Source organism: Aestuariibaculum sp. YM273, from assembly GCF_030908365.1.
GTDB classification, from domain to species: Bacteria; Bacteroidota; Bacteroidia; order Flavobacteriales; family Flavobacteriaceae; genus Aestuariibaculum; species Aestuariibaculum marinum.
Window position 1 is genome coordinate 2443636 of sequence record NZ_CP133090.1, and the last position, 23618, is coordinate 2467253.

Annotated in this window: 17 protein-coding genes; 5 read left to right on the plus strand and 12 right to left on the minus strand. The window is 37.7% G+C overall.

Annotated elements, in window-relative coordinates; genetic code table 11:
- Positions 1-2: 2 nt before the first annotated feature.
- The 6 genes from ccoG to RBH94_RS10560 all read right to left on the minus strand — a co-directional run bounded on the left by ccoG (position 3) and on the right by RBH94_RS10560 (position 7377).
- A complete protein-coding gene (ccoG, locus tag RBH94_RS10535) occupies positions 3-1427 on the minus strand; it encodes a cytochrome c oxidase accessory protein CcoG (RefSeq protein WP_307880862.1) in 1425 nt (474 codons plus the stop codon).
- A 40-nt stretch (positions 1428-1467) separates the two neighbouring features.
- Positions 1468-2352, minus strand: a complete 885-nt coding sequence (locus RBH94_RS10540; RefSeq protein ID WP_307880863.1) for a cbb3-type cytochrome c oxidase N-terminal domain-containing protein — start codon at positions 2350-2352, stop codon at positions 1468-1470.
- Positions 2349-2534, minus strand: coding sequence for a CcoQ/FixQ family Cbb3-type cytochrome c oxidase assembly chaperone (locus RBH94_RS10545; RefSeq protein ID WP_307880864.1), 186 nt, complete (start codon positions 2532-2534; stop codon positions 2349-2351). Before RBH94_RS10545 ends, RBH94_RS10540 begins: the two co-directional genes overlap by 4 nt.
- Positions 2535-2539: 5 nt before the next feature.
- The gene (gene ccoN, locus RBH94_RS10550) at positions 2540-4732 is read right to left on the minus strand and encodes a cytochrome-c oxidase, cbb3-type subunit I (protein WP_307880865.1); all 2193 of its coding nucleotides are present in this window, start codon (positions 4730-4732) and stop codon (positions 2540-2542) included.
- A gap of 5 nt (positions 4733-4737) precedes the next feature.
- Positions 4738-4926 (minus strand): cbb3-type cytochrome oxidase assembly protein CcoS, encoded by a 189-nt coding sequence (gene ccoS, locus RBH94_RS10555; RefSeq protein ID WP_307880866.1) that lies wholly within the window; start codon positions 4924-4926, stop codon positions 4738-4740.
- Between the two features lie 81 nt (positions 4927-5007).
- Positions 5008-7377, minus strand: coding sequence for a heavy metal translocating P-type ATPase metal-binding domain-containing protein (locus tag RBH94_RS10560; protein WP_307880867.1), 2370 nt, complete (start codon positions 7375-7377; stop codon positions 5008-5010).
- A gap of 109 nt (positions 7378-7486) precedes the next feature.
- On the opposite strand from RBH94_RS10560, the gene RBH94_RS10565 reads away from it, so the two are divergent.
- The 5 genes from RBH94_RS10565 (at position 7487) to RBH94_RS10585 (ending at position 14448) form a co-directional block, all read left to right on the plus strand.
- A complete protein-coding gene (locus tag RBH94_RS10565) occupies positions 7487-8164 on the plus strand; it encodes a Crp/Fnr family transcriptional regulator (protein ID WP_307880868.1) in 678 nt (225 codons plus the stop codon).
- 88 nt (positions 8165-8252) lie between these two features.
- The gene (locus RBH94_RS10570; protein ID WP_188224415.1) at positions 8253-9380 is read left to right on the plus strand and encodes a VWA domain-containing protein; all 1128 of its coding nucleotides are present in this window, start codon (positions 8253-8255) and stop codon (positions 9378-9380) included.
- Between the two features lie 3 nt (positions 9381-9383).
- On the plus strand, positions 9384-10850 hold the full coding sequence (locus RBH94_RS10575) for a sigma 54-interacting transcriptional regulator (protein WP_307880869.1): 1467 nt from the start codon (positions 9384-9386) through the stop codon (positions 10848-10850).
- 226 nt (positions 10851-11076) lie between these two features.
- Positions 11077-13152, plus strand: a complete 2076-nt coding sequence (locus tag RBH94_RS10580; protein ID WP_188224413.1) for an HAD-IIB family hydrolase — start codon at positions 11077-11079, stop codon at positions 13150-13152.
- An 18-nt stretch (positions 13153-13170) separates the two neighbouring features.
- The gene (locus tag RBH94_RS10585; protein WP_307880870.1) at positions 13171-14448 is read left to right on the plus strand and encodes a glycosyltransferase; all 1278 of its coding nucleotides are present in this window, start codon (positions 13171-13173) and stop codon (positions 14446-14448) included.
- A 10-nt stretch (positions 14449-14458) separates the two neighbouring features.
- Here the strand turns inward: RBH94_RS10585 and RBH94_RS10590 are convergent, their stop codons facing one another.
- The 6 genes from RBH94_RS10590 to RBH94_RS10615 all read right to left on the minus strand — a co-directional run bounded on the left by RBH94_RS10590 (position 14459) and on the right by RBH94_RS10615 (position 23608).
- A complete protein-coding gene (locus RBH94_RS10590) occupies positions 14459-15028 on the minus strand; it encodes a YdeI family protein (RefSeq protein ID WP_307880871.1) in 570 nt (189 codons plus the stop codon).
- Positions 15029-15033: 5 nt separating this feature from the next.
- On the minus strand, positions 15034-16677 hold the full coding sequence (locus tag RBH94_RS10595; protein WP_307880872.1) for a M1 family metallopeptidase: 1644 nt from the start codon (positions 16675-16677) through the stop codon (positions 15034-15036).
- 60 nt (positions 16678-16737) lie between these two features.
- On the minus strand, positions 16738-18072 hold the full coding sequence (locus RBH94_RS10600) for a M28 family metallopeptidase (protein WP_307880873.1): 1335 nt from the start codon (positions 18070-18072) through the stop codon (positions 16738-16740).
- Between the two features lie 96 nt (positions 18073-18168).
- Positions 18169-19980, minus strand: a complete 1812-nt coding sequence (locus RBH94_RS10605; protein ID WP_307880874.1) for an acyl-CoA dehydrogenase family protein — start codon at positions 19978-19980, stop codon at positions 18169-18171.
- Between the two features lie 22 nt (positions 19981-20002).
- Positions 20003-21193: an acetyl-CoA C-acyltransferase gene (locus RBH94_RS10610; protein ID WP_307880875.1), complete on the minus strand. Its 1191-nt coding sequence runs from the start codon at positions 21191-21193 to the stop codon at positions 20003-20005.
- Between the two features lie 6 nt (positions 21194-21199).
- The gene (locus RBH94_RS10615) at positions 21200-23608 is read right to left on the minus strand and encodes a 3-hydroxyacyl-CoA dehydrogenase/enoyl-CoA hydratase family protein (protein ID WP_307880876.1); all 2409 of its coding nucleotides are present in this window, start codon (positions 23606-23608) and stop codon (positions 21200-21202) included.
- Positions 23609-23618: the final 10 nt, after the last annotated feature.

Below are 23618 nucleotides of genomic sequence, written 5' to 3' on the forward strand. Positions count from 1 at the left end.
TTTTAATTATAACTTCTAGGTCCTAGAAAGTTTACACTCGTTGTTTCAATAAGCTCATCGTCACTGTAAACATCTATAGTTAGTTTGTTTTTATCGCCAGACAATTCACTTTGGTTAATCTCTATAAATAAAGTGCCTTCGGCTATACCTTGTTTAGGTACTTTAAAATTGTCGCTGGCCGAAACCAGTTTTATGTCCCCTTTAAACGTTCTGAGTTTAAAGTTAACATGCTCTATTTCTTTAACTGTTTTGTTAACCAGTTTGTAGGTGAAAATATTACTTATAACATTTTCGCCTTTACGTTCGTAAAGCTGTCCAGGTAAACGCAGTACAGTAGCTTCAACTTCATTTCGAAGAAGCAGAAGCCCTGTAAATACGCCTATTAAAATAGTTAAAACAGCGATATAGCCCTTCATTCGGGCTGTAAGTTTAAATTTTTGTTTCTTTTCTATTTCGTCTTCACTGGCATAACGAATTAACCCTTTAGGTAGGTTGATGCTTTCCATAATGTGGTCGCACTCGTCTATGCAAGCGGTACAGTTTACACATTCTAACTGCGTACCGTTACGAATATCAATTCCGGTAGGACAGACGTGAACGCACTGTAAACAGTCTATACAATCGCCATGGCCTAAAGCCTGACGGTCTTCATTTTTTCTGAATTTCTTTCTGCCATTTTCGCCTTCGCCACGCTTATGGTCGTACGCCACTACAATCGATTTATTATCAAGAAGTACACTTTGTAATCTTCCGTAAGGGCACGCTATAATACAAACCTGCTCTCTAAACCAGGCAAAAACAAAGTAGAATACCCCAGTGAAAATAATAAGCGGAATAAGTGTGCTTAAATGATTAAACGGGCTTTCTCCTATGTATTGTAATAGTTTATCACTACCAATTAAATAGGCTAAAAAGATGTTGGCAATAAGAAATGAGATGACTAAAAAGATGAACCATTTTAAGCTACGCTTTCTTATTTTTTCGGAATTCCATTCTTGGTTATCCAACCTGCGTTGTTTATTACGATCGCCTTCAATCCAGTATTCAATACGTCTGAAGACCATTTCCATAAATATGGTTTGCGGACAAACCCAACCGCAAAACACGCGCCCGAATGCCACAGTGAATAAGGTGATGAACACGACACCTATAATCATGGACAAAACGAACAAATAGAAATCCTGTGGCCAGAATGGAAAACCGAAAATATTGAAACGACGTTCTAAAACATTAAACATCAAAAATTGATTTCCTTGGACCTTAATAAACGGAGCGGCAAACAAAAAGGCCAGCAATACGTAGCTTGTTATCTTGCGGTACTCGTATAATTTGCCGTTAGGTTTTTTAGGGTACACCCAGGCACGCTTCCCTTCGCTGGTCATGGTGCCAATACTATCTCTAAACGATTCGTTATTTGGTGCTTCCAAGTTGTTTTGGTTTTAGGTTTTTTGTTAGGTGTTTAACGTTTTAGTTTTCGTCGTTCCAAATTTCTCCTTCAGCAGCTTTAGGCTCGGCAGGGGTTGTGCCCTGAAAGCTTAAAACATAGCTTGATACCTGTGCAATTTCTGATGGTTTTAATCCGTTTTTAGACCAGGCAATCATACCTTTTCCATCACGGCCACCTTCAGAAACGGTTTTAAATACATTTTTAATACCACCGCCAAGAATCCAGTATTCGTCGGTTAAGTTTGGTCCGATACCACCACCACCATCAGCTTTATGGCAAGCCACACAGTTGGCATCGAATATCTTTTTACCGTTACTTAAATCTGAAGCATCGGTTAATAATTCAACGGTATTAAAATCTACTAAGTCTTTAGCTGTTTTTTTGTATTCTTCAATTGCTTTTTGCGCTTCGGCATATTCTGTATTTAATTCTTCGTATTGCCCTTCGCCATTAAATACGTGGAAACGTAATAAATAAATTGCGGCAAAAACAATAGAGGCATAGAACCCGTATAACCACCAAGGTGGTAAGTCGTTATCTAACTCTTGTATACCATCGTAATTGTGGTCCAGAATAATTTCATGTTCTTGTTCAATGGGTTTTGTTCCAGATAGCGCTTTGTAGGTCTTTTTAACCCATTGGATGAATTTCGACGGTGTTTGTTTTTCGGCATCAAAACGCGCTTTGGCTTCTTCGTCTAAACTGTGATAAAGTATAGATTTCATTGAACTTACAATGCCTTCCATTGCAATTAGAATGAATAGAATAAGCAGTAAGAATAATGCTAAAAGCGGATATTCTACAAAGGCCGGTTTATCTCCGGAATCGATAAGATATTCGGCTAAGAAGAATATTGCAAAGAATATAATTGGAACTCTTAGCCATGAAGGGAAAGATTGTCTCATAATTTTTGGTTGTTTTGGTTATCTAATGGCATTTGGCTAACAGTTTTGATATAATCTTTTTTAGCGGTGACAACCCACCAAAAAAGAACAACAAAAAAGATGAAAAAAATGAGCAGAGAGATGATGGGATAGATTTCTATCCCAATGATACTCTCCATATGGTTTTTTATGAATTTTAGCATAGCGTTTAGTTTTGAGTTGATGAAATTTCAGAGTCCTTTACCTTAATGTCGGTTCCTAAGCGCTGTAGGTAGGCAATAACGGCTACAATTTCACGATTACGCATTTCAACAAAATCTGCTCCACCAGCTTTTTTGTCAGCTTCGTAAGTTGCTGCAAAATCAGGATCGGTATACAGGTTTTTCTCAATTTGAGTTCCCTGATCTAACATATGCTGTTGTGCATTGGTAATTTCATCTTCGGTATACGGAACTCCTAAGCTAACCATCGCACGCATTTTGTCTTCGGTTTTCGATTTGTCCAGCTCATTTTTAACTAACCACTGATAAGCCGGCATGATAGACCCAGAAGAGGTGCTTTGCGGATCATACAAGTGATTTAAGTGCCAGTTATCTGAATATTTACCTCCAACACGGTGTAAATCTGGTCCGGTACGTTTACTACCCCATAAGAACGGATGATCGTATACAAATTCTCCCGCTTTTGAGTATTCTCCATAGCGTTCTACTTCACTTCTAAAAGGACGAACCATTTGCGAGTGACAACCCACACAACCTTCACGGATGTAGATATCTCGACCTTCTAATTCTAGAGGAGTGTATGGTTTAACACTGGTTAAGGTTGGGATGTTGGATTCGACCATTAAAGTTGGTACAATTTGTACAATACCACCAATTAAAATGGCAATGGTAGCATATATGGTTAATTTAATTGGTTTACGCTCTAACCAGGTGTGCCACCCTTCACCTGCAACTCTGTGTTTAGAAACACGTTCTAAGGCAGGAGCTTCAGCTAGTTCATCTGTAACGGCATGTTTAGACTTACTAATGGTAGTTATAATGTTGTAAGCTAAAACAAGCATTCCTAAAATATATAAAGAACCACCAATAGCACGCATCCAGTACATCGGGATAATTTCAGTTACGGTTTCCAGAAAGTTACCGTAAACTAACGATCCGTCAGGGTTAAACTGTTTCCACATACTTGCCTGGGTGAATCCGGCAACATACATTGGTAGGGCATACATAATAATCCCTAAGGTTCCAATCCAGAAGTGGAAATTAGCTAAACTTACAGAGTGTAATTTTGTTTTGAATAATTTAGGTACTAAATAATAAATCATACCAAAGGTTAAGAACCCGTTCCAGGCTAGCGCACCAACGTGCACGTGAGCAATAATCCAGTCGGTAAAGTGTCCAATGGCATTTACATTTTTAAGAGATAGCATTGGCCCTTCAAAGGTTGCCATACCGTAACCGGTAATCGCCACCACCATAAATTTAAGTACAGGATCTACACGAACTTTGTCCCAAGCCCCTCTAAGGGTTAACAGACCATTAATCATACCACCCCAAGACGGCATTAATAACATAATCGAGAACGTAGTTCCTAAACTTTGCGCCCACTCAGGTAAAGCTGTATATAATAAGTGGTGAGGTCCAGCCCAGATATAGATAAATATTAAAGACCAGAAGTGGATAATAGATAATCGGTATGAATAGATTGGTCGGTTGGCAGCTTTTGGTACAAAGTAATACATCAACCCTAAAAACGGTGTAGTTAGGAAGAAAGCTACGGCATTGTGTCCGTACCACCATTGTACTAATGCATCTTGAACACCAGCATAAACCGAATAACTTTTTAAGCCACTCACCGGAAGTTCTAAATTATTAAAGATATGAAGTACTGCTACAGTAACAAAGGTTGCTAAATAGAACCAGATAGCCACATATAAGTGACGCTGACGACGTTTTAAAATAGTACCAATTAAGTTAACACCAAAGGCAACCCAGATTAAGGCAATAGCTATATCTATAGGCCATTCCAGTTCGGCGTATTCTTTTGATGTTGTGAATCCTAAAGGTAAAGAGATTGCCGCAGCTACAATAATTAATTGCCAACCCCAGAAGTTGATGTTACTAAGCAAATCGCTAAACATTCTGGTTTTTAAAAGGCGTTGTGAGGAATAATACACACCGGCAAAAATGGCATTACCTACAAAGGCAAAAATAACAGCGTTGGTGTGTAAGGGTCTTAGTCGTCCAAAGCTTAACCAGGGAATTCCGTCGGTCATGTTTGGAAACAAAAATAAAAAGGCTAAGAGCAAGCCTACAAGCATTCCTACAACTCCCCAAAGCATGGTTGCAAATAAGAATTTTTTAACAATCTTGTTGTCGTAGTAAAATTGTTGTACTTCCATAGTAATTAATTGGTCTTTTCGTTTTTAATGGTTGTTTTCGATTGGTCTTTTACTAGTTCATCTTCAAAAAGCATGCGTACCGAAGGGGTGTAATCATCATCGTACTGTCCTTTTTTAACAGCAACAATAAAAGCAACGAAGAAGACAATAGCCACCACGATGCTAATTCCTAATAACATATATATAACACTCATACCTATTTGAAGTTATGGTTCAAAGTTAAACGGGCAAAACCTCTTAAAACATGACTTTTGTCATGTTTAAGGAATTAACCGTTATTTTATTCTCTTACCTATAAAATTTGTAGCAATCGTGGTAAATACCACGACACTAATAGAACTTAATGGCATTAATATCGCTGCAATAACCGGGGCTAATTGGCCGGTTACTGCAAAGTAGAGTCCGATACTGTTGTAAAAAAAAGAAAGTAAAAAACTCCACTTAATTATAGTTATCGCCTGTTTAGAGGCTTTAATGAAATTGTATAGTTGATTAAATTTTGAAGCGTCTAAAATGGCATCGCAAGCCGGGGAGAAGACGTTTACATTTTCAGAAAGAGCAATCCCCACATTACTTTGTGCTAAAGCTCCGGCATCGTTTAATCCATCACCAACCATAAGAACTTTGGCGCCTTCGGTTTGATGGTATTTTATGTATTCGAGTTTATCGTCTGGTTTTTGGTTGAAAATCAATTTGGTTTTTGCTGGCAGAAGCTTTTTTAGGTTTTCCTGTTCACCGGCATTATCCCCCGAAAGAATGACTAAATCATTTTCCTTTTTTAGATTATTGAATAATTTAGATAAGCCTTTTCGGTAGCTATTGTAAAAGGTATATTTTCCTTTGTATTTATTGTTGGTACTAATATGTACAGAAGTGTTTAATACCGAAGTCTCGCTACCACCAACAAAACTAGCAGAGCCCACTCTGATATTTTCGTTTTGGTAAGAGGCCTCAATCCCTTTTCCTAAATGTTCTTCAAAATGATTTAAGGAAATAATATTATGTTCATCAAGAATATCGTAAAGCGACCTGCTTAATGGGTGATTAGAACCACGAAGTGTGTTTTTTAAAAGAATTTCTTCAGAAGTCGATAATACATCACCTTCATACGTGGCTATACTTTTTTCATTAGATGTTATGGTTCCTGTTTTATCAAAAATAACCGTGTTTATTTCGGCTAATTGTTCAATAACCGAAGCATTTTTGACGTAGAATTTAAGCTTCCCAAAAATGCGAAGCAGATTTCCAAAAGTAAACGGCGCGGCTAAAGCAATAGCACAAGGGCATGCAATAATAAGGACCGCGGTAAATACATTCATGGCTTTAGAAGCATCAACAAACAACCAATAGGTAGTTGCCAAAATGGCAATAGTTAACACTGCAATAGTAAAGCGCTTACTAATAGCATTTGTTAAGGTTGTAAAATGATCTTCTTTATTTGTGTTAAAGACATCATGACTCCATAGTTGCGTTAGGTAACTTTGCTCTACCGATTTTAAGGCTTCCATTTCTATAAGTCCCGCAGTTTGTTTACCGCCGGCAAAAAGTTTATCCCCAGAATCTTTACTTATGGTTTTCGATTCGCCAGTGACAAAGCTGTAATCGATTTGGGCGTTACCATTAATTAAAATACCATCGGCCGGAATTAATTCCTGGTTTCTTATCAGCAATCGGTCACCTTGTTTAATGTCGTAGACCTGTATTGGTGTTTCAATTCCGTTTTCTATTTTGGTAATAGCAATAGGGAAATAGGATTTATAATCACGCTCAAAGGATAAGAATGAATAGGTTTTTTGCTGGAAAAATTTTCCAAGTAATAAAAAGAATATTAACCCTGTTAAACTATCGAAAAATCCTGAACCTAAATCGAATATAATATCGATGGTACTACGGATAAAAAGGACCGCAATACCTAAAGCTATGGGGACATCTATATTTAAAAGTCCTTTGCGTAAGCCTTTATATGCTGAAATAAAATAATCTTGCCCTGCATAAAATACTACCGGTAAAGAAAAGGAAAACATGAGCCATCGAAACAAGTGTTTGTATTGTTCCAGCCAGTATTCACCCACTTCAAAATATTCGGGAAAAGATAAAAACATGACGTTCCCAAAAGCAAAACCTGCGATGCCTAACTTATAGATTAGCGAGCGGTTAACCTGAGCTTTTCCCGTTTTAAAATCATCGAGTGAGATGTACGGTTCATAGCCAATACTACTTAAAAGAATTACAACTTCCTTTAAAGAAGTAATCTCAGAATTATAGGTAACCCGCACATTTTTTTTGCCGAAATTCACCTGAGACGCAGAAACACCAGGGTTTAGTTTATTGAGGTTTTCAAGAATCCAGATACAGGAACTACAATGGATATGCGGAATGTAAAGTGTCGTAATCTGGGTTTTTCCGTCATTAAATTCGGTGAGTTTTTCAATAATGTTTTCCTGCGTTAAGAAATCATATTTACCTTCAATGTCTTTAGGTGTTGCACCCGGTGCAGCCTGTAAGTCATAATAACAGGTTAAGTCGTTCTCAGAAAAAATTTCATATACGGTTTTACATCCATTACAACAGAAGGTTTTGTCGCTGAATGTGATTGTTTGAGATTCACAAATATCACCGCAGTGGAAACAATGTTCTTGATCCATACAATTTGCTCATTTTTATACCTGTAACAAAATTCTCAAAAGAACTCCTTACAATATATGACTTTTATCATGATTTTTCATAATTTTACACGACTTAGAAATTTCAGGTATGAGTAAATGTGAACAGTGTATTGTTAAGCAGTTTAATTCGTTAAAATCGCTTACCAAAGACGAATTGGTGCGTATTTCTGGTTGTAAAACCTCAAAAATAATCAAAAAGGGAGAAGTTATTTTTGAAGAAGGCGATGTGGTAAATGGCGTTTTTTGTATTCGCGATGGGGTCTGTAAATTATCAAAATTAAGTGCTAACGGTAAAGATCAAATTGTTAAGTTGGTAGTTAAAGGTGATTTATTAGGGCAACGTTCGTTAGTAACCGATGAAACGGCTAATTTGAGTGCAGTGGCTTTAAACGATATGGAAGTGTGCTTTATTCCAAAATCTGAAATAATTAGTGATCTTCAAAAAAACACCAATTTTACTTTAGATGTTTTAAAAGATATGGCTAACGATTTAAGACAAGCTGATGATATTATTGTCAATATGGCTCAAAAATCGGTACGTCAGCGTTTAGCGGAAACTTTAGTGTATTTGTATGAAAGTTTTGGTACTAATCCAGATAAAACCTTAAGCGTTATTTTATCTCGCGAGGATTATGCTAATATTGTTGGTACGGCAGTGGAGTCTGCTATTCGCGTATTATCCCAGTTTAAAAAACAAGGTTTAATTTCTACTTCAGGTAAAAAAATCAAGATTGAAGATTTAGAAGGATTGAAGCGCGTAGAATAGAATCTATCAACATTCCTCTATGTGCCATAGATATTTCTAATTGATATATCATGTTTGTTGTATAAAAATATAGTATTTTTATACAGCTATGAAACAAGATATTACTACAAGAAAGGGTTTTGTTTTTAAGTCGTACCAAGCGCCGTCTCAATCGCCATTTGAAACATTATTCGAAATTTTCAAAGAATTAATTACGCATACTTCCGGCGATTTTGATGAAGCGATCGATTGGTTGCGCGAGCTTGATAAAGAATACAAGCTAACAACGCCCGAATACACTATTGACGATTTTATTGAAGACCTTATTAAAAAAGGATTTATCCGTGAAGAAATAGACCCTGATGGTAATGGAGGTATGGCTATAACTGCCAAAACCGAACGTGCCATAAGACAGCAGGCTTTAGATCAAATCTTCGGGAAAATTAAAAGGAGTGGTCAGGGAAACCACAGAAGCAAAGGTTTAGGTATTGGAGATGAGCATACCGGTGATTTTCGAGGCTATCAATTTGGAGATGCTCTGGATAAGGTGTCCATGACCGAGAGTTTACGAAATGCTCAAATCAACCATGGCATTTCAGATTTTACCCTATCGGAAAGTGATTTGGTTGTTGAAGAAACGCTTCATAAATCACAAATGAGTACGGTACTTATGATCGATATTAGCCATAGTATGATATTATATGGTGAAGATCGTATTACGCCGGCAAAAAAGGTAGCGATGGCTTTGGCCGAACTAATTACTACGCGTTACCCAAAAGACACTTTGGATATTTTAGTATTTGGTAACGATGCTTGGCAAATTGAAATTAAAGATTTGCCCTATTTAAAAGTCGGACCATATCATACCAATACCGTAGCCGGGTTACAATTAGCGATGGATTTACTTCGAAGAAAACGTAACACCAACAAACAAATCTTTATGATTACCGATGGTAAGCCTAGTTGTTTAAGGTTGTCTAATGGTGAGTATTTTAAGGATAGTTTTGGGTTAAACCCTAACATCGTTAATAAATGTTACGCTATGGCACAGCAAGCCCGTCGTCTGCACATACCTATCACCACGTTTATGATTGCTAAAGATAATTACCTTATGCAGTTTGTTCGGGAGTTTACTTATGCTAATCAAGGCAAAGCCTTTTATACAGGTATTAAAGGTCTAGGGGAAATGATTTTTGAAGATTACGAAACCAATAGAAAAAAAAGAATTAGAGGATAGTTTATGAATATTGAAAATATAAAAACATTAGGTGAATTAAAAGCTTCAGGTTATACAAGTAAATCGATAAAAGATGAGTTACGTGATAATCTGGTTCAGAAAATAAAAAAGAAGGAAACAACTTTTGAAGGAGTACATGGTTATGAAAACACCGTTATTCCTGAATTGGAGCGCGCTATTCTATCGCGTCATAATATCAATCTTTTAGGATTACGCGGGCAAGCCAAAACGCGTTTAGCGCGTTTAATGTTGAATTTGTTAGATGAGTATATTCCTTATGTTGAAGGTTCCGAGATTAACGACGATCCGTTTAAGCCTATTTCAAGATATGCAACGGAATTGATTAAGGAAAAAGGCGATACGACTCCTATAGCATGGCTACACCGAAGTGAGCGTTTCGCTGAAAAATTAGCCACACCAGATGTGACCGTGGCCGATATTGTAGGAGATGTTGATCCGATTAAAGCAGCAAACCTAAAGTTGAGCTATGCCGACGATCGAGTTATTCATTACGGTATGATTCCTCGTGCTAACCGCTCTATTTTTGTAATTAACGAGTTACCGGACTTACAAGCCAGAATTCAGGTGGCTTTATTCAATATATTGCAGGAAGGTGATATTCAAATACGTGGATTTAAATTGCGGTTACCTTTAGATATTCAGTTTGTCTTTACTGCAAATCCTGAAGATTACACTAACAGAGGGAGTATTGTTACCCCATTAAAAGATAGAATTGGTTCTCAGATTTTAACACATTACCCGGTAAATATTGAAACGGCTCGTCAAATTACAGAGCAGGAAGCCAAACTCGTAGAAAGCCAGAAGGAAACGGTTGTCGTACCGGACTTGGCTCGTGATTTATTAGAGCAAATTGTTTTTGAAGCTCGTAAAAGTGATTATATAGATGCCAAAAGTGGTGTGAGTGCACGTTTAAGTATTACGGCGTTAGAGAATTTGTTAAGCACAGCAGAACGCCGAGCGTTGTTTGCAGGCGATGAAACAACAACGGTGCGTTTATCAGATTTTCTTGGAGTCATTCCTTCTATTACAGGAAAAGTAGAGTTGGTATATGAAGGTGAGCAGGAAGGAGCGGCTGTGGTGGCTTATAATTTAATAGGAGAAGCTGTTAAAAGTTTGTTTGTTCAATACTTTCCGAAAATTGAAAAATTAAAGAAGCAGGAAGAAGAAACACCATACGATGATATCATTTCCTGGTTTTTTAATCAGAAGGATGGTTTTGAATTATTAGATAGTTTAAGAGATAAAGAATATAAAAGTCTGCTAGAAGGAGTGAGTCCTTTAAACGATTTATTAGGAAAATATCAGCCCAATTTAGATCAAACAGATAGCTATTTTGTAAAAGAATTTGTGCTTTGGGGACTTGCTGAATTTAACCAGTTAAGTAAGCATCGTTTCACCGAAGGCATGCAGTTTAAAGACCCGTACGGCAGTTTTATAAGTGGTATTTAATACCGTTTTTTCTCATTTTCATATTCATGGTATATGGTGGTTTAATTTTCAAATCTGTATTTTAAACCACCAATTTTTTTTATTCCAATAAAAAATTATTCGACAGGTTTTCTTAAGAACTTTTTTGGGTAGTTTTTCGTGATTTTTTGCGTATATTAAGCAAAAACCATGTGTTTTTCGTGGTTTTTTACATAAAAACAAATAAAACGCTTCAGAATTTCTTAATATGGAAACAAACCTTACAGATGAGAGTCCTATCAAGCTCCTTTCTTTCGATATTGATAACACATTAATAGAATTTCACACACTTAAAAGTAATTTTAAAAAAATCTGGAAAAAATATAAGCCCGAAGGTATTATACTCACCTATAATACAGGACGGTTAATTGATGATGTACTTCGGCTTATAAAAAAGGGAGTACTCCCGAAACCAGACTATATTATTGGAGGAGTTGGAACGCTTATTTACGATTGCAACAAAGGGTGTGTTGTTAAAGAATTTAATGATGTATTAGATGAAGGTTGGGATTTAGATGCTGTAGAAAAGCTAATTCAAAGTATAGACCATCCTATTAGTGATCAGCCTGCAAAATTTCAACATTCATACAAACGAAGCTACTTTTTTCACGATGCTAACGATGAACTCATTGAAAGTATTGAAGCGGATTTTGCAAAGGCTAATATGTTGGTGAATATTGTGTACTCCGGAAATAAATTTTTGGATGTATTACCAAAATGGGCGAATAAAGGCAATGCGCTACAGTGGTTACTTTCTAAATTAGATTTAACACCAGAAAATGTTTTGGTTGCTGGTGATAGCGGTAATGATTCGGCTATGTTTAATATGAAAGGCATTCGTGGTATTGTGGTTGCAAATGCCCATGAAGAACTGTATAAGTTTACTAAATACAGACAGGTTTATCATTCTGAAGGAGATCATGGAAATGGAGTTGTAGAAGGTCTAATTTATTATAAAGTCTTACCTGAAGAAGCAAAAACCTGCTTAGAAGAAGATCATACCGATGATTATTTTATTCAGCAGGAGTTGAGTCATATTGCTGAAGATGACGACAAGGAAAAATTAGAACTAATCCGTGAAGGCTATGATAAAGCCATTATTGCGTTAAAGAAGAATATAACGCCGCTCGGATTTTCAGCCTGTTCTATAAAAGATAATGTCCCTAGTGGTACCGATGAAAATTATCACAGTGTTTGGGCTCGTGATGGAGCAATTACCGTTATTGGGTCTTTATCACTTATTCATGATGAAGAGATTCATAAATGTCAAAGGCAAACTTTAGTAACGCTTTTCGAGCATATTTCACGTAACGGACAAATTCCATCAAACGTTCGCATTAAAGATAATGTAGCTGATTATTCTGGGGTAGGGGGTATTTGTTCTATCGATAGCGGTATTTGGGTCGTGATTGCTTTTTACGAATATGTCAATGTCACGAAGGATATCGATTTTCTTCGTAAGTATATTTCAGATATTAAAGAAACCATGCGTTGGCTTGGTGCACATGATAGTAATAACGATGCTTTACTGGAGATTCCTGAGGCAGGTGACTGGACGGATTTATTCGGTGGAAGTTATAACATTCTGTACGACGAAATTTTATGGTATCGTGCTAATGTATGTTACGGACGTATGCTTGAAATGCTCGGTGATTATGAGGAAGCCGGAGAATATATCAGATGGTCTCAGGTTATTAAAAAGGAAATTCTTCAAAACTTCTGGCCTTCTACACAACAGAAATTATTTCAGTCAGTATCGTTTGCCGAACGTCAGTTTACACTTGGTGATACCTCTTATTTAATAGCACAAACAACGCCGTTCGATTTTAGCTGGCGCTGTGATGTATTTGGAAATGTTTTAGCTTTTCTTCACGGAACAGTAGATGCTGAAAAAGCACATCAAACCTTCAAATTTATTTTGGGAGTTGGGGTGAACGATCCGTTCCCTATTCGAAATGTGTATCCAGTAGTAACACCAGGCGATCCGGATTGGAGACCATATTACACCGTGAACCTTTTAAACCTGCCACATCACTATCATAATGGAGGTATCTGGCCTTTCGTTGGTGGGTTCTGGGTGAAGTTTGTGAATAAGCTGGGCTTACGCGAAGTAGCCATTTCAGAATTATACAAGCTCGCCTTAATTAACAAACAAGGACTTACCGAGGAATGGGAGTTTACCGAGTGGGCTCATGGTACATCAGGTAAGGCTATGGGTAAAGCATATCAGGCCTGGTCTGCAGCACAGTACATTTCTGCTTGTAACGATTTAAAAGTAATTTAATAACTAAAATATAAAAATATGAAGTCAATTTTAATGATCTCTTTGCACGGATACGTTGGTGCTAATGCCGAATTAGGAAAGCCTGATACCGGAGGACAAGTAGTTTATGTTTTAGAGCTCGCAGAACGTTTTAGTCGATTAGGAAAAAAGGTAGATTTGGTAACCCGACAATTTGAAGACCAACCAGAATATGATCACGTCGATGAGAATTACAGTGTATGGCGTATTCCTTTTGGTGGTAAAAAATTCATTAGAAAGGAAGATATGCACGATCACCTGAAAAAGTTTGTGACTAACTGTCTTGCGGCAATTAAAAAAGAAAGAAAAAAGTATGATGTGGTATATACCCATTACTGGGATGCTGGTTGGGCAGGACAAAAAATTGCTGAAGAATTAGGTGTTTGTCATGTGCATACGCCACACTCTTTAGGTTGGTGGAAACAGCATACCATGGGAAGTGATATGGAGGAAGAGGACATGGAAAAGAAATATCGCTTTAAAGAACGTATTCGAAAGGAGTATTTTGTATATCAAATGTGTAATTATGTTATTGCAACCACCTTACCGCAAGTCGATTTATTAACACAACAATACGATGTGTTGCCACGTAATTGTGGTATGATTCCTCCGGGAATTGATGAGAATAGATTTTTCCCGGTACCATCTAAAGAAAACGATAAGATAAGAGTGAAGTACGATATTCAGCCAACCGATATTTTAGCTTTAGGGCGTATGGCTCATAATAAGGGGTATGATTTATTGATTCAGTCATTACCAACCGTTTTTGAACTCTGTCCGGAAGCCCGACTTGTGGCTGCCATTGGAGGAGATAACTCAAAGCAAGATGATAAAGGGGTTGCAGGACTTAAAAAACTGGCGGGAGAATTAGGTATATTAGATAAAATTACCTGGAAAAGTTACGTAGCCGATGAAGATTTAGCCAATGTATATCGCTCAGCGAATATTTTTGCAATGCCATCGCGTTATGAACCCTTCGGAATGGTAGCTATTGAAGCTATGGCGTGTGGTACACCAAGTGTGGTTACTGTTCATGGCGGATTATACGATTTAATTGACTTTGGTAATCAGGCGTTATTTGCCGATCCGCATCGTCCGGTAGAATTTGGAGCAATGATGTCGATGCCATTATTATACCCTAAATTGAGAAACGAATTATCGGTTGAAGGTGCTCGTTTTGCACGTCGTAATTTTGGATGGACAGGAATAGCAAAACGTATTTTATCAATATTTAATAGCTCTATTAATCAGCGTTCGGCAGAATCTAGTATTTATTAGTTAAAACGGTTTAGTAAGAGCCTCTAGATTTTATATTGTCAGCGCATAATTGAATGATTTTAGTTATGCGCTTTTTTCTTGTCGCTTCACGTTTGGCTTGATTCAGCCAGTATAGATAACTCTTTCGGTAGGAAGGTGCAAAATTGAGGTAATTATTGTAGGCTTCTAAATTATTGTTGAATGCCATCTGTAAATCGTCGGGGATGATGCGGTTTTCGACATCGTCCAATGCCGACCAGCTGCCATTTTCTTTAGCTTTTTCAATGGTTTCTAAGCCACTTTTGTGCATTAAACCCTCAGCAAGTAATGCTTCAATATATTTTTTATTGACCGCACTCCAAACACTTTTAGGGTTTCTTGGTGTAAAATATTGTCGGCGTTTGCCATCACCTAAACTCTTAACTGTAGAATCAATCCAGCCATAACATAGCGCTACTTTAACAGCCTCTTCCCATCGCATGCTATCGTTTTCATGGTTTACCTTGAAAAAAATTAAATAAATACCAGATGCTGTATTATGATTTTCATGAAGCCAGTTACGCCATTCCTTATCCGTTTTAAAGTAAAGCTCAGGCAACATATCATTTATAGTTTTTTGGTTTCAATATAAAAATTAGGATCAACCTTAAAGGTGTTTTCCGAGGAGTCAAGCGTTATTGTTTTCCAGTCTGCTTTTGGGTAAATCCATTGGCCTCTTCCGTTAAGAGAAACACGTACAGGCATATCGAATTTTTCAATAATATTCGTCCAACGGAATTTAAGCTCTTTGTCGCTAACAGAATATTCTAGAGTTGGAATTTTTGTTGTTCTCAGGTATTGATCGAAAAACTCCTGTAAATCGTATCCGGTTTGTTTGCTGATGTAATTTTCGATTTGTTGTGTTGTTACGGTTTGATGATAAAAGGTTTCATTCATACCACGCAAAATACCGCGGAATTTTTCGTCATCTTCAATCAATTGGCGAAGCGTATGAATCATATTAGCGCCTTTATAGTACATATCGCCAGAACCTTCTTTATTTACATTGTATGGCCCGATAATAGGTTTGTCGTTTAAAATATTTTTTCTTATGCCTATAACGTATTCTGAAGCAGCCTCTTTTCCGAAGTAATATTCTAAATACAGTGATTCGGAGTAGTTTGTAAAGCTTTCATGAATCCACATATCGGCAGCGTCTTTGTAAGTAATGTTATTCGCAAACCATTCATGACCCGATTCATGAACAATGATAAAATCGAATTTTAATCCCCAGCCCGTTCCAGAAAGGTCACGTCCTAAATAACCGTTTCTAAACCCGTTTCCGTAGGTTACCGAACTTTGGTGTTCCATGCCCAAATATGGCGTTTCAACAATTTTAAAACCGTCTTCGTAAAACGGATAAGGACCAAACCAATATTCAAAAGCCTTCATCATTTTAGGGGCTTGTTTGAATTGTTCTTTGGCTTTTTCTAAATGATCTCTTAGGACATAGTAATCCATATTTAAAGGCCCTTTTTCTCCATCGTAGATTTCAGAGAAATGCACGTAATCACCAACATTGGCATTAACACCGTAATTGTTGATTGGGTTTTTTACTGTCCAGTTGTAAGTGGTTGTTTTTTCATTTTCTGTTTTACCTGCAAATTGTCCGTTAGAGACATCCATTAATCCTTTTGGAACGGTTACGCTTATATCCATGCTATCGACTTCGTCGTACATATGATCTTTACATGGCCACCAGACGCTGGCTCCCAAACCTTGACAAGAGGTGGCTACAAACGGATTGCCGTGTTTGTCCTTTTTCCATGAAAACCCACCATCCCATGGGGCTTTAATCGCGACTTTAGGGTGTCCTTCGTAATATACTTCTATTTGTTTTGTGCTTCCAACGGTTTGTTTCTTTTTGAGTGTTACAAAATGAGCATTGCCGTTATGTTCTACTTTTAAAGGTTTTCCATTTTGAGTAACCTTAGTAATTCTTAAAGGTTCCTGTAGGTCTATTTGCATCACGGTTTGTTGGTCTAAAACGGTGTACTGAATGGTGTTTTTACCAAAAATGAACTTTTTGTCAGGAGCTATTTCAACATCTAAATGATAATAGGTTAAATCCCACCAAGCGCGTTCGGGAGTAATGCTTCCGCGTAAGGTGTCTTGTTGGGTGAATTTAGTCTTATCGGTCATTAACTGCGCTTTTGCCGAAAACGATAAAGCTAAAAAGGATATAGAAAATAGTAAAAAACGGATGTTCATTTTAATTAGTTTAAACCGTAAATTAATTAAAAACCTATTTAAAGAGATGCTAAATCTATGTTAATTTCTAATTATAGCATTGGGAAATGTGACTACACTTTCAAAGCCATCTTTATTAACTGCTGAAACGCCGAAAAAGTAATTGTCAATCACAACGCCTTCTAAGGTGAATTCAGAAATATCACCGACGTATCGACTGTAATCCCAGGTAGGAGAGGTTGTATCGCGCCAATATATTTTATAACCTTTGGCACCTTCAACTTTACTCCATTTTAATTTTGCCGAGGCTTCAACAATGCCACCTATAGCAACTTCAATAGGGGCAGGAGGTGCTGAAGCTAAACTTGCCATATTAATGGCGTTAACCGCGGTTAGTTTTTTTGCATATTCAAAATTTACATGTTCTAAAACATCTCCGTATTTTATGCCGTTTTCTTCGCGAACATCCTGATGTTGTTGCGTGTAATTTTCATGAGCCTCCATAATGCGAATGGCAGGAAACCCTAAATCGTTAAACGGGCGATGGTGACCACCACGACCAAAACGGTCTAACCTGTAAATCATCATCGGGTTCATTTCGGGCATATAGGTTTTGGTTGTTTTATGAACATACCTGGCTAGTTGCCGAGAGATACCATCAACTTCACCACCATAAAAACGTCGCAGTTTTCTGGTTTTTTCAGGTTCGTTGGCAGGAACGGGTTCTGAGAAAATCCTAAAGGTTCGATTATCAATAACCCCATCAACCCCTTTAATATTTCCAATCATATCGTTGTTAAAAACGCCTACGATATTCCAGTTGTGCTCTTGGGCAAAATTGGCTAAACCTTTACCTCCAAATAAACCTTGTTCTTCACCGGAAAGGCCAACGTACACAATGCTGTGTTCAAATTTGTACTTAGATAATACCCTTGCGGCTTCCATGGTTCCAGTCATTCCAGAAGCGTTATCGTTAGCACCGGGAGCATCGGTTGTAAAATCCATAGTGTCGCTAGCACGTGAATCGATATCCCCACTCATAATAATATAGCTGTTTGGGTATTTGGTTCCTTTTTGTATGGCTATCACATTAACCACCCAAGCATCATGTGGCACACGACTATTACCTGCTTTGGTCACAAAATCTTTTTGATAAAACACTTCTAAGCAGTCGTCACAACCTTTTGAAATGTTTTCAAATTCTTGTTTTATCCATCGTCTGGCAGCACCAATACCTCTGGTGTTTGAAATTGTATCACTAAAGGTATTTCGGGTACCAAAATTTACTAAAGTTTGAATGTCTTTTTCAATTCGCTCAGCCGAAACTGCATCAATAATATCGTAGATTTTTTGATTGGTTTGTGCATTAATGATAAAGGAGAAAAGAAGTAAAATATAGGTTGTAGTTAGTTTCATGAAAAAATGATTTTTACTAAAATACTTAAAAAAATAAAAGCGTCTCAATAATAACATTGAAACGCCTTTATAAATTGAATTAGTCACGAGATATTTTTAAAAACAGTACTTGTTTTCAGTAATTACTTTATCGGCAATGACGTTTCTTAATTCGATGATATTAGGCATGTTGACGTATTTTATATAACGTTTTAAGCCCATAAGCATCATGCGTTGTTCGTCGCCGGTTGAAATTGAAATAATGGAGTGTTTACCTGCGGTTTCAATCACATCGATGGCATGAAATAAATTCAATTTGGCCATCGCTATTTGTTCTTTAGCTTTGTCTTCACCATCGTTTTTAGCCATTTTTTCGGCACGTAGAATAGCTGACTCAGCTAAGTAAATTTGAATTAAAATATCGGAAGCAGCCAACATGAGTTGTTGATGTTTGTCGATGTCTTCGCCATATTTTTGAAGTGTAGCTCCAGCCACCATTAAGAACAGTTTCTTAAGATTTTTAATGATGTTTTTTTCTTCTGAAAATAAAGCTGAGTAGTCTGGAGATTCAAAAGAAGGAATACTCATAAGTTCATCTTTAACCGCCATAGCAGGACCGAGTACATCAACATGGCCTTTCATTGCTTTTTTTATCAACATACCTACGCAAAGCATACGATTGATTTCGTTGGTTCCTTCGTAAATTCTTGAAATTCTGGCATCTCGCCAAGCCGATTCAATAGGTGTATCTTCAGAGAAGCCCATGCCCCCAAAAATCTGAATACCTTCGTCGGTACAATGCTGAATAAACTCTGAAACCGCTACTTTTAAAATAGAACATTCAATGGCGTACTCTTCAACACCTTTCAATTCTGCTTCTTGATGCGTGTCTTTGCCTTCAGCCTTTCTTATTTCAATACGGTCTTCAATATTTTTTGCTGCACGATAACTTGCCGCTTCTCCTACCCAGCAGTTGGTTGCCATTTCTGCAATTTTTTGTCGCATGGCCCCAAAACTTGAAATAGGTGTTTTAAACTGAATACGTTCATTTGCATATTTCACCGATTCGGTAATGGTACGACGTTGTGCATCTAAACAGGCAGCTGCTAATTTAATGCGACCTACGTTTAGGGCGTTCATAGCAATTTTGAATCCGTTTCCTCTTTCGGATAACATATTCTCAATAGGAACTACGGTATCATTAAAAAATACTTGTCGTGTTGATGAAGCCCGAATTCCTAATTTATGTTCTTCTTCGCCCATGGTAATACCATTTGGGTTTTCTGGATCGTATTCTATAATAAAACCGGTAATGTATTTATCATCTTCAATACGGGCAAAAACAATCATTAAACTACAGAATCCCGCGTTTGAAATCCACATTTTCTGACCGTTAATTTTATAGCTTTTACCATCTTCTGTAAGGGTAGCGGTGGTTTTTCCAGAATTGGCATCACTACCAGCACCTGGTTCTGTTAAACAATACGATCCGAACCATTCACCAGAAGCTAATTTAGGAACGTATTTTTGTTTTTGTTCTTCGGTGCCATATAATAAAATGGGCATCGTTCCAATACCGGTATGTGCACCATAGGCTGTACTAAAGGAACCAGTAGCACCTGAAATATAATCGCAGACTAACATGGTGTCTACAAATCCCATGCCCATACCGCCGTATTCTTCAGGAACCGATATGCTTAAGAATCCCATTTCTGCAGCTTTTTGCATGCAGGATTCTGTAAGTGCATAATCTTTGGCTTCAAAACGCGGTTTGTTAGGCCATAATTCGCGATCGACAAACTCGGTTACGGCATCTTTCATCATGCGTTGTTCTTCGCTAAAATCTTCGGGAGTAAACACATCCTCGCAGTTGGTTTCTTTTACCAAAAATTGTCCGCCGCGAATAATATCTTGTTTAGTAGATTCCATAATAAATCGTATTAAGTTCTTTTTAGTTTAAAAATTCAAAAATTCCACAGGCACCCTGTCCTGTGCCTACACACATGGTTACTGCGCCGTATTTACCAGTCATATTGCGTTTACGCATTTCATCAAATAGTTGAACCGAAAGTTTGGTTCCGGTGCAGCCTAATGGGTGACCAAGGGCAATGGCGCCTCCGTTCACATTGACAATATCTGGGTTTAGGTTTAATTCTCTGATGACGGCAATGGATTGCGACGCAAAGGCTTCATTTAATTCAATAAGCTCTAAATCGGCTTGTTTTAAACCTGCTTGTTTTAACGCTTTAGGAATGGCTTTTACAGGACCAATACCCATAATGCGCGGTTCTACACCTGCAGCAGCATAATTTACCAAACGTGCAATAGGTTCAAGATTTAACTCTTTAACCATAGCTTCACTCATAATCATAACAAAGGCCGCACCATCACTCATTTGAGAGGAGTTACCTGCTGTAACGCTTCCGCCGGCAGCAAATACAGGACGTAATTTTGCTAAAGCTTCTAAATTGGTTCCTGCACGAGGTCCTTCGTCTTTTGTAACTGTATAGCTTTTTGTTGCTTTTTTACCGTTGTCATCGATATATGTTTGTTGCACTTCAATTGGTACAATTTGATCCTGAAAACGGTTTTCAGCTTGAGCTTTTAGAGCTTTCATATGTGAATTGTAGGCGAATTCATCCTGATCTTCACGAGACACTTTAAATTGATTAGCAACAGCTTCGGCTGTATTTCCCATACCCCAGTAATAATCTGGGTGACCAGCTTTAACGGTATTGTAATTTAGTTCTGGTTTAAAGCCTGTCATGGGTACAGCACTCATGCTTTCCGCACCACCTGCAATGATACAGTCGGCCATTCCTGCTTGAATTTTTGCTGTTGCAATGCCGATGGTTTCAATCCCAGATGCGCAAAATCGGTTTACGGTAACACCCGGAACATCAACACTATTTAAACCGATTAAAGAAATAAATCGAGCCATGTTAAGACCTTGAGACCCTTCTGGCATAGCATTACCAACAATAACATCATCAATGCGTGATTTATCGAGTTGAGGTAATTCTTTCATCATATACTGAATGGTTTCAGCAGCCAATTCATCGGTTCGTTTAAAGCGGAATGCACCCTTAGGGGCTTTTCCAACCGCCGTTCTATATGCTTTTACTATATATGCTTGTTTCATCTTAGTTTAGTTTCTTAATGGTTTACCTGTTTTTAGCATGTGTTGAATACGCTCTAAAGTTTTACGTTCGGTACATAAACTTAAGAAGGCTTCCCGTTCTAAATCCAATAAGTACTGTTCGCTAACCAGAGTCGGTTCACTCAAATCGCCACCAGCCATTACATAGGCTAATTTGTTAGCTATTTTATGGTCATGTTCACTAATGTATCTCGAAGCTTCCATAGCATCGGTACCGACTAAAAACATACCCAAGGCTTGTTTACCAAGCACCTTAACATCGTTACGCTTTATAGGTTGCGTGTAGCCAGCATCTGCTAGTAGTCTGGCATGCGCTTTAGCCGTTGCAATTTGTCGGTCTTTGTTTACCACAACAATATCTTTTCCTTGTTGTAGCACGCCTAAATCGAAGGCTTCGTAAGCCGATGTTGATACTTTAGCCATACCAATAGTTAAGAAATATTCCTGTAATGTGTTTAATTCCACATCACCTTTTTTGAAAGAATCTGAAGCCCGTAGTGCCATTTCTTTAGAACCGCCACCACCAGGAATCACACCAACGCCAAATTCGACTAAACCGATATAGGTTTCGGCTGCAGCCACGACTTTATCTACATGCATGGATAGTTCACAACCACCACCAAGTGTCATGCCGTGAGGCGCTGAAATGGTTGGAATCGCTGAGTAGCGCATACGCATCATGGTATCTTGGAAATATTTAATAGCCGCATTTAATTCGTCATATTCCTGTTCTACAGCCATCATGAAAATCATGCCGATATTAGCGCCAACTGAGAAATTTGCACCTTGGTTTCCGATAACGAGTCCATCGAAATCTTTTTCAGCTATATCAATGGCTTTATTTAATCCGGCAAGAACATCCCCTCCAATAGTGTTCATTTTAGACTGGAATTCACAATTAAGAATACCATCGCCTAAATCTTCAATCACAACACCAGTATTTTTGAAGACCTCATTTGATTTTCGAATATTATCTAATATGATAAAGGCATCTTGTCCCGGAACTTTTTCCTGAGACTTACTTGAAATATTATAGAAATAGGTTGCGCCTTCTTTAACGGAGTAAAATGATTTATTTCCTGAAGAAAGCATCTCATTCACCCAGGCGGCAGGTGCTAAACCTTCAGATTTCATGATATCGATACCTTTTTCTACACCAATAGCATCCCAGATTTGAAACGGACCATGTTCCCAGCCGAAGCCGGCTTTCATGGCATCATCTATTTTATAAAGTTCGTCTGAGATTTCAGGAATACGATTAGAAACATAGGCAAACATAGCCGCAAAATTTTTGCGGTAAAAGGCGCCCGCTTTATCTTTTCCGTTAACTAAAACCGAAAAGCGATCGATAACCTTATCTATTGTTTTGGTAAGTTCCAGTGTAGCAAACTTAGCCGATTTCTTTTTACGGTATTCTAAAGTGTCGAGGTCAAGCGATAGTATCTCACTTGAGCCATCTTCATTTTTTATTTTTTTATAAAACCCTTGTCCTGTTTTGCTACCCAGCCATTTGTTTTCCATCATGGTATTGATGAAATCCGGAAGTTTGAAAAGCTCATGAGCTTCATCATTTGGGCAGTTTTCATAAATGCCATTAGCAACGTGAACTAAAGTATCTAATCCAACCACATCGACGGTACGGAAGGTTGCTGATTTAGGCCTTCCAATTACCGGCCCCGTTAATTTGTCGACTTCTTCTATAGTTAAACCTAATTCTTTCACCTGATGAAATAAACTCTGAATGCCGAAAATTCCGATACGATTACCTATGAAAGCCGGTGTGTCTTTAGCAATTACAGAGGTTTTACCTAAGAATTGTTCGCCATAGCCATTTAGGAATTCTAAAACCTCGTTAGATGTTTTAGGTCCTGGGATGATTTCAAAAAGTTTTAAATATCGAGCCGGATTAAAAAAGTGTGTGCCACAAAAGTGTTTTTGAAAATCGTCACTTCGGCCTTCAATCATAAAATGAATAGGAATACCTGAGGTGTTAGAGGTAATTAAAGTTCCCGGCGTACGATGTTTGTCTAAGGTTTCGAAAACTTGTTTTTTAATATCAAGGCGTTCAACAACGACTTCCATAATCCAGTCGACATGGGCAACTTTACTAATGTCGTCTTCAAGGTTTCCGGTGGTTATTCGCGAAGCAAATTTTTGATGATAAATAGGAGAGGGGTTCGATTTTAGAGCCTTTCCTAAAGCATCATTTACAATACGGTTTCTAACAATTTTATCGTTTAATGTCAGACCTTTGGTCTTTTCAGTAGCATTAAGTTCTCGTGGAACGATATCGAGCAGTAAAACATCGACACCAATGTTTGCAAAATGGCAGGCAATGCCACTTCCCATAATTCCAGATCCAATAATGGCTACTTTTTTAATTCTTCGTTTAGTCATGGTTTTATAT

Excerpts from the sequence above, each read along its gene's own strand:
- RBH94_RS10595 (WP_307880872.1), bottom strand. The coding sequence starts at position 16,677 with ATGAACATCCGTTTTTTACTATTTTCTATATCCTTTTTAGCTTTATCG.
- ccoN (WP_307880865.1), bottom strand. The coding sequence starts at position 4,732 with ATGGAAGTACAACAATTTTACTACGACAACAAGATTGTTAAAAAATTC.
- RBH94_RS10600 (WP_307880873.1), bottom strand. The coding sequence starts at position 18,072 with ATGAAACTAACTACAACCTATATTTTACTTCTTTTCTCCTTTATCATT.
- RBH94_RS10570 (WP_188224415.1), top strand. The coding sequence starts at position 8,253 with ATGAAACAAGATATTACTACAAGAAAGGGTTTTGTTTTTAAGTCGTAC.
- RBH94_RS10615 (WP_307880876.1), bottom strand. The coding sequence starts at position 23,608 with ATGACTAAACGAAGAATTAAAAAAGTAGCCATTATTGGATCTGGAATT.
- RBH94_RS10545 (WP_307880864.1), bottom strand. The coding sequence starts at position 2,534 with ATGCTAAAATTCATAAAAAACCATATGGAGAGTATCATTGGGATAGAA.
- ccoS (WP_307880866.1), bottom strand. The coding sequence starts at position 4,926 with ATGAGTGTTATATATATGTTATTAGGAATTAGCATCGTGGTGGCTATT.
- RBH94_RS10585 (WP_307880870.1), top strand. The coding sequence starts at position 13,171 with ATGAAGTCAATTTTAATGATCTCTTTGCACGGATACGTTGGTGCTAAT.
- RBH94_RS10590 (WP_307880871.1), bottom strand. The coding sequence starts at position 15,028 with ATGTTGCCTGAGCTTTACTTTAAAACGGATAAGGAATGGCGTAACTGG.
- RBH94_RS10580 (WP_188224413.1), top strand. The coding sequence starts at position 11,077 with ATGGAAACAAACCTTACAGATGAGAGTCCTATCAAGCTCCTTTCTTTC.
- RBH94_RS10565 (WP_307880868.1), top strand. The coding sequence starts at position 7,487 with ATGAGTAAATGTGAACAGTGTATTGTTAAGCAGTTTAATTCGTTAAAA.
- RBH94_RS10575 (WP_307880869.1), top strand. The coding sequence starts at position 9,384 with ATGAATATTGAAAATATAAAAACATTAGGTGAATTAAAAGCTTCAGGT.
- RBH94_RS10560 (WP_307880867.1), bottom strand. The coding sequence starts at position 7,377 with ATGGATCAAGAACATTGTTTCCACTGCGGTGATATTTGTGAATCTCAA.
- RBH94_RS10605 (WP_307880874.1), bottom strand. The coding sequence starts at position 19,980 with ATGGAATCTACTAAACAAGATATTATTCGCGGCGGACAATTTTTGGTA.
- RBH94_RS10540 (WP_307880863.1), bottom strand. The coding sequence starts at position 2,352 with ATGAGACAATCTTTCCCTTCATGGCTAAGAGTTCCAATTATATTCTTT.
- RBH94_RS10610 (WP_307880875.1), bottom strand. The coding sequence starts at position 21,193 with ATGAAACAAGCATATATAGTAAAAGCATATAGAACGGCGGTTGGAAAA.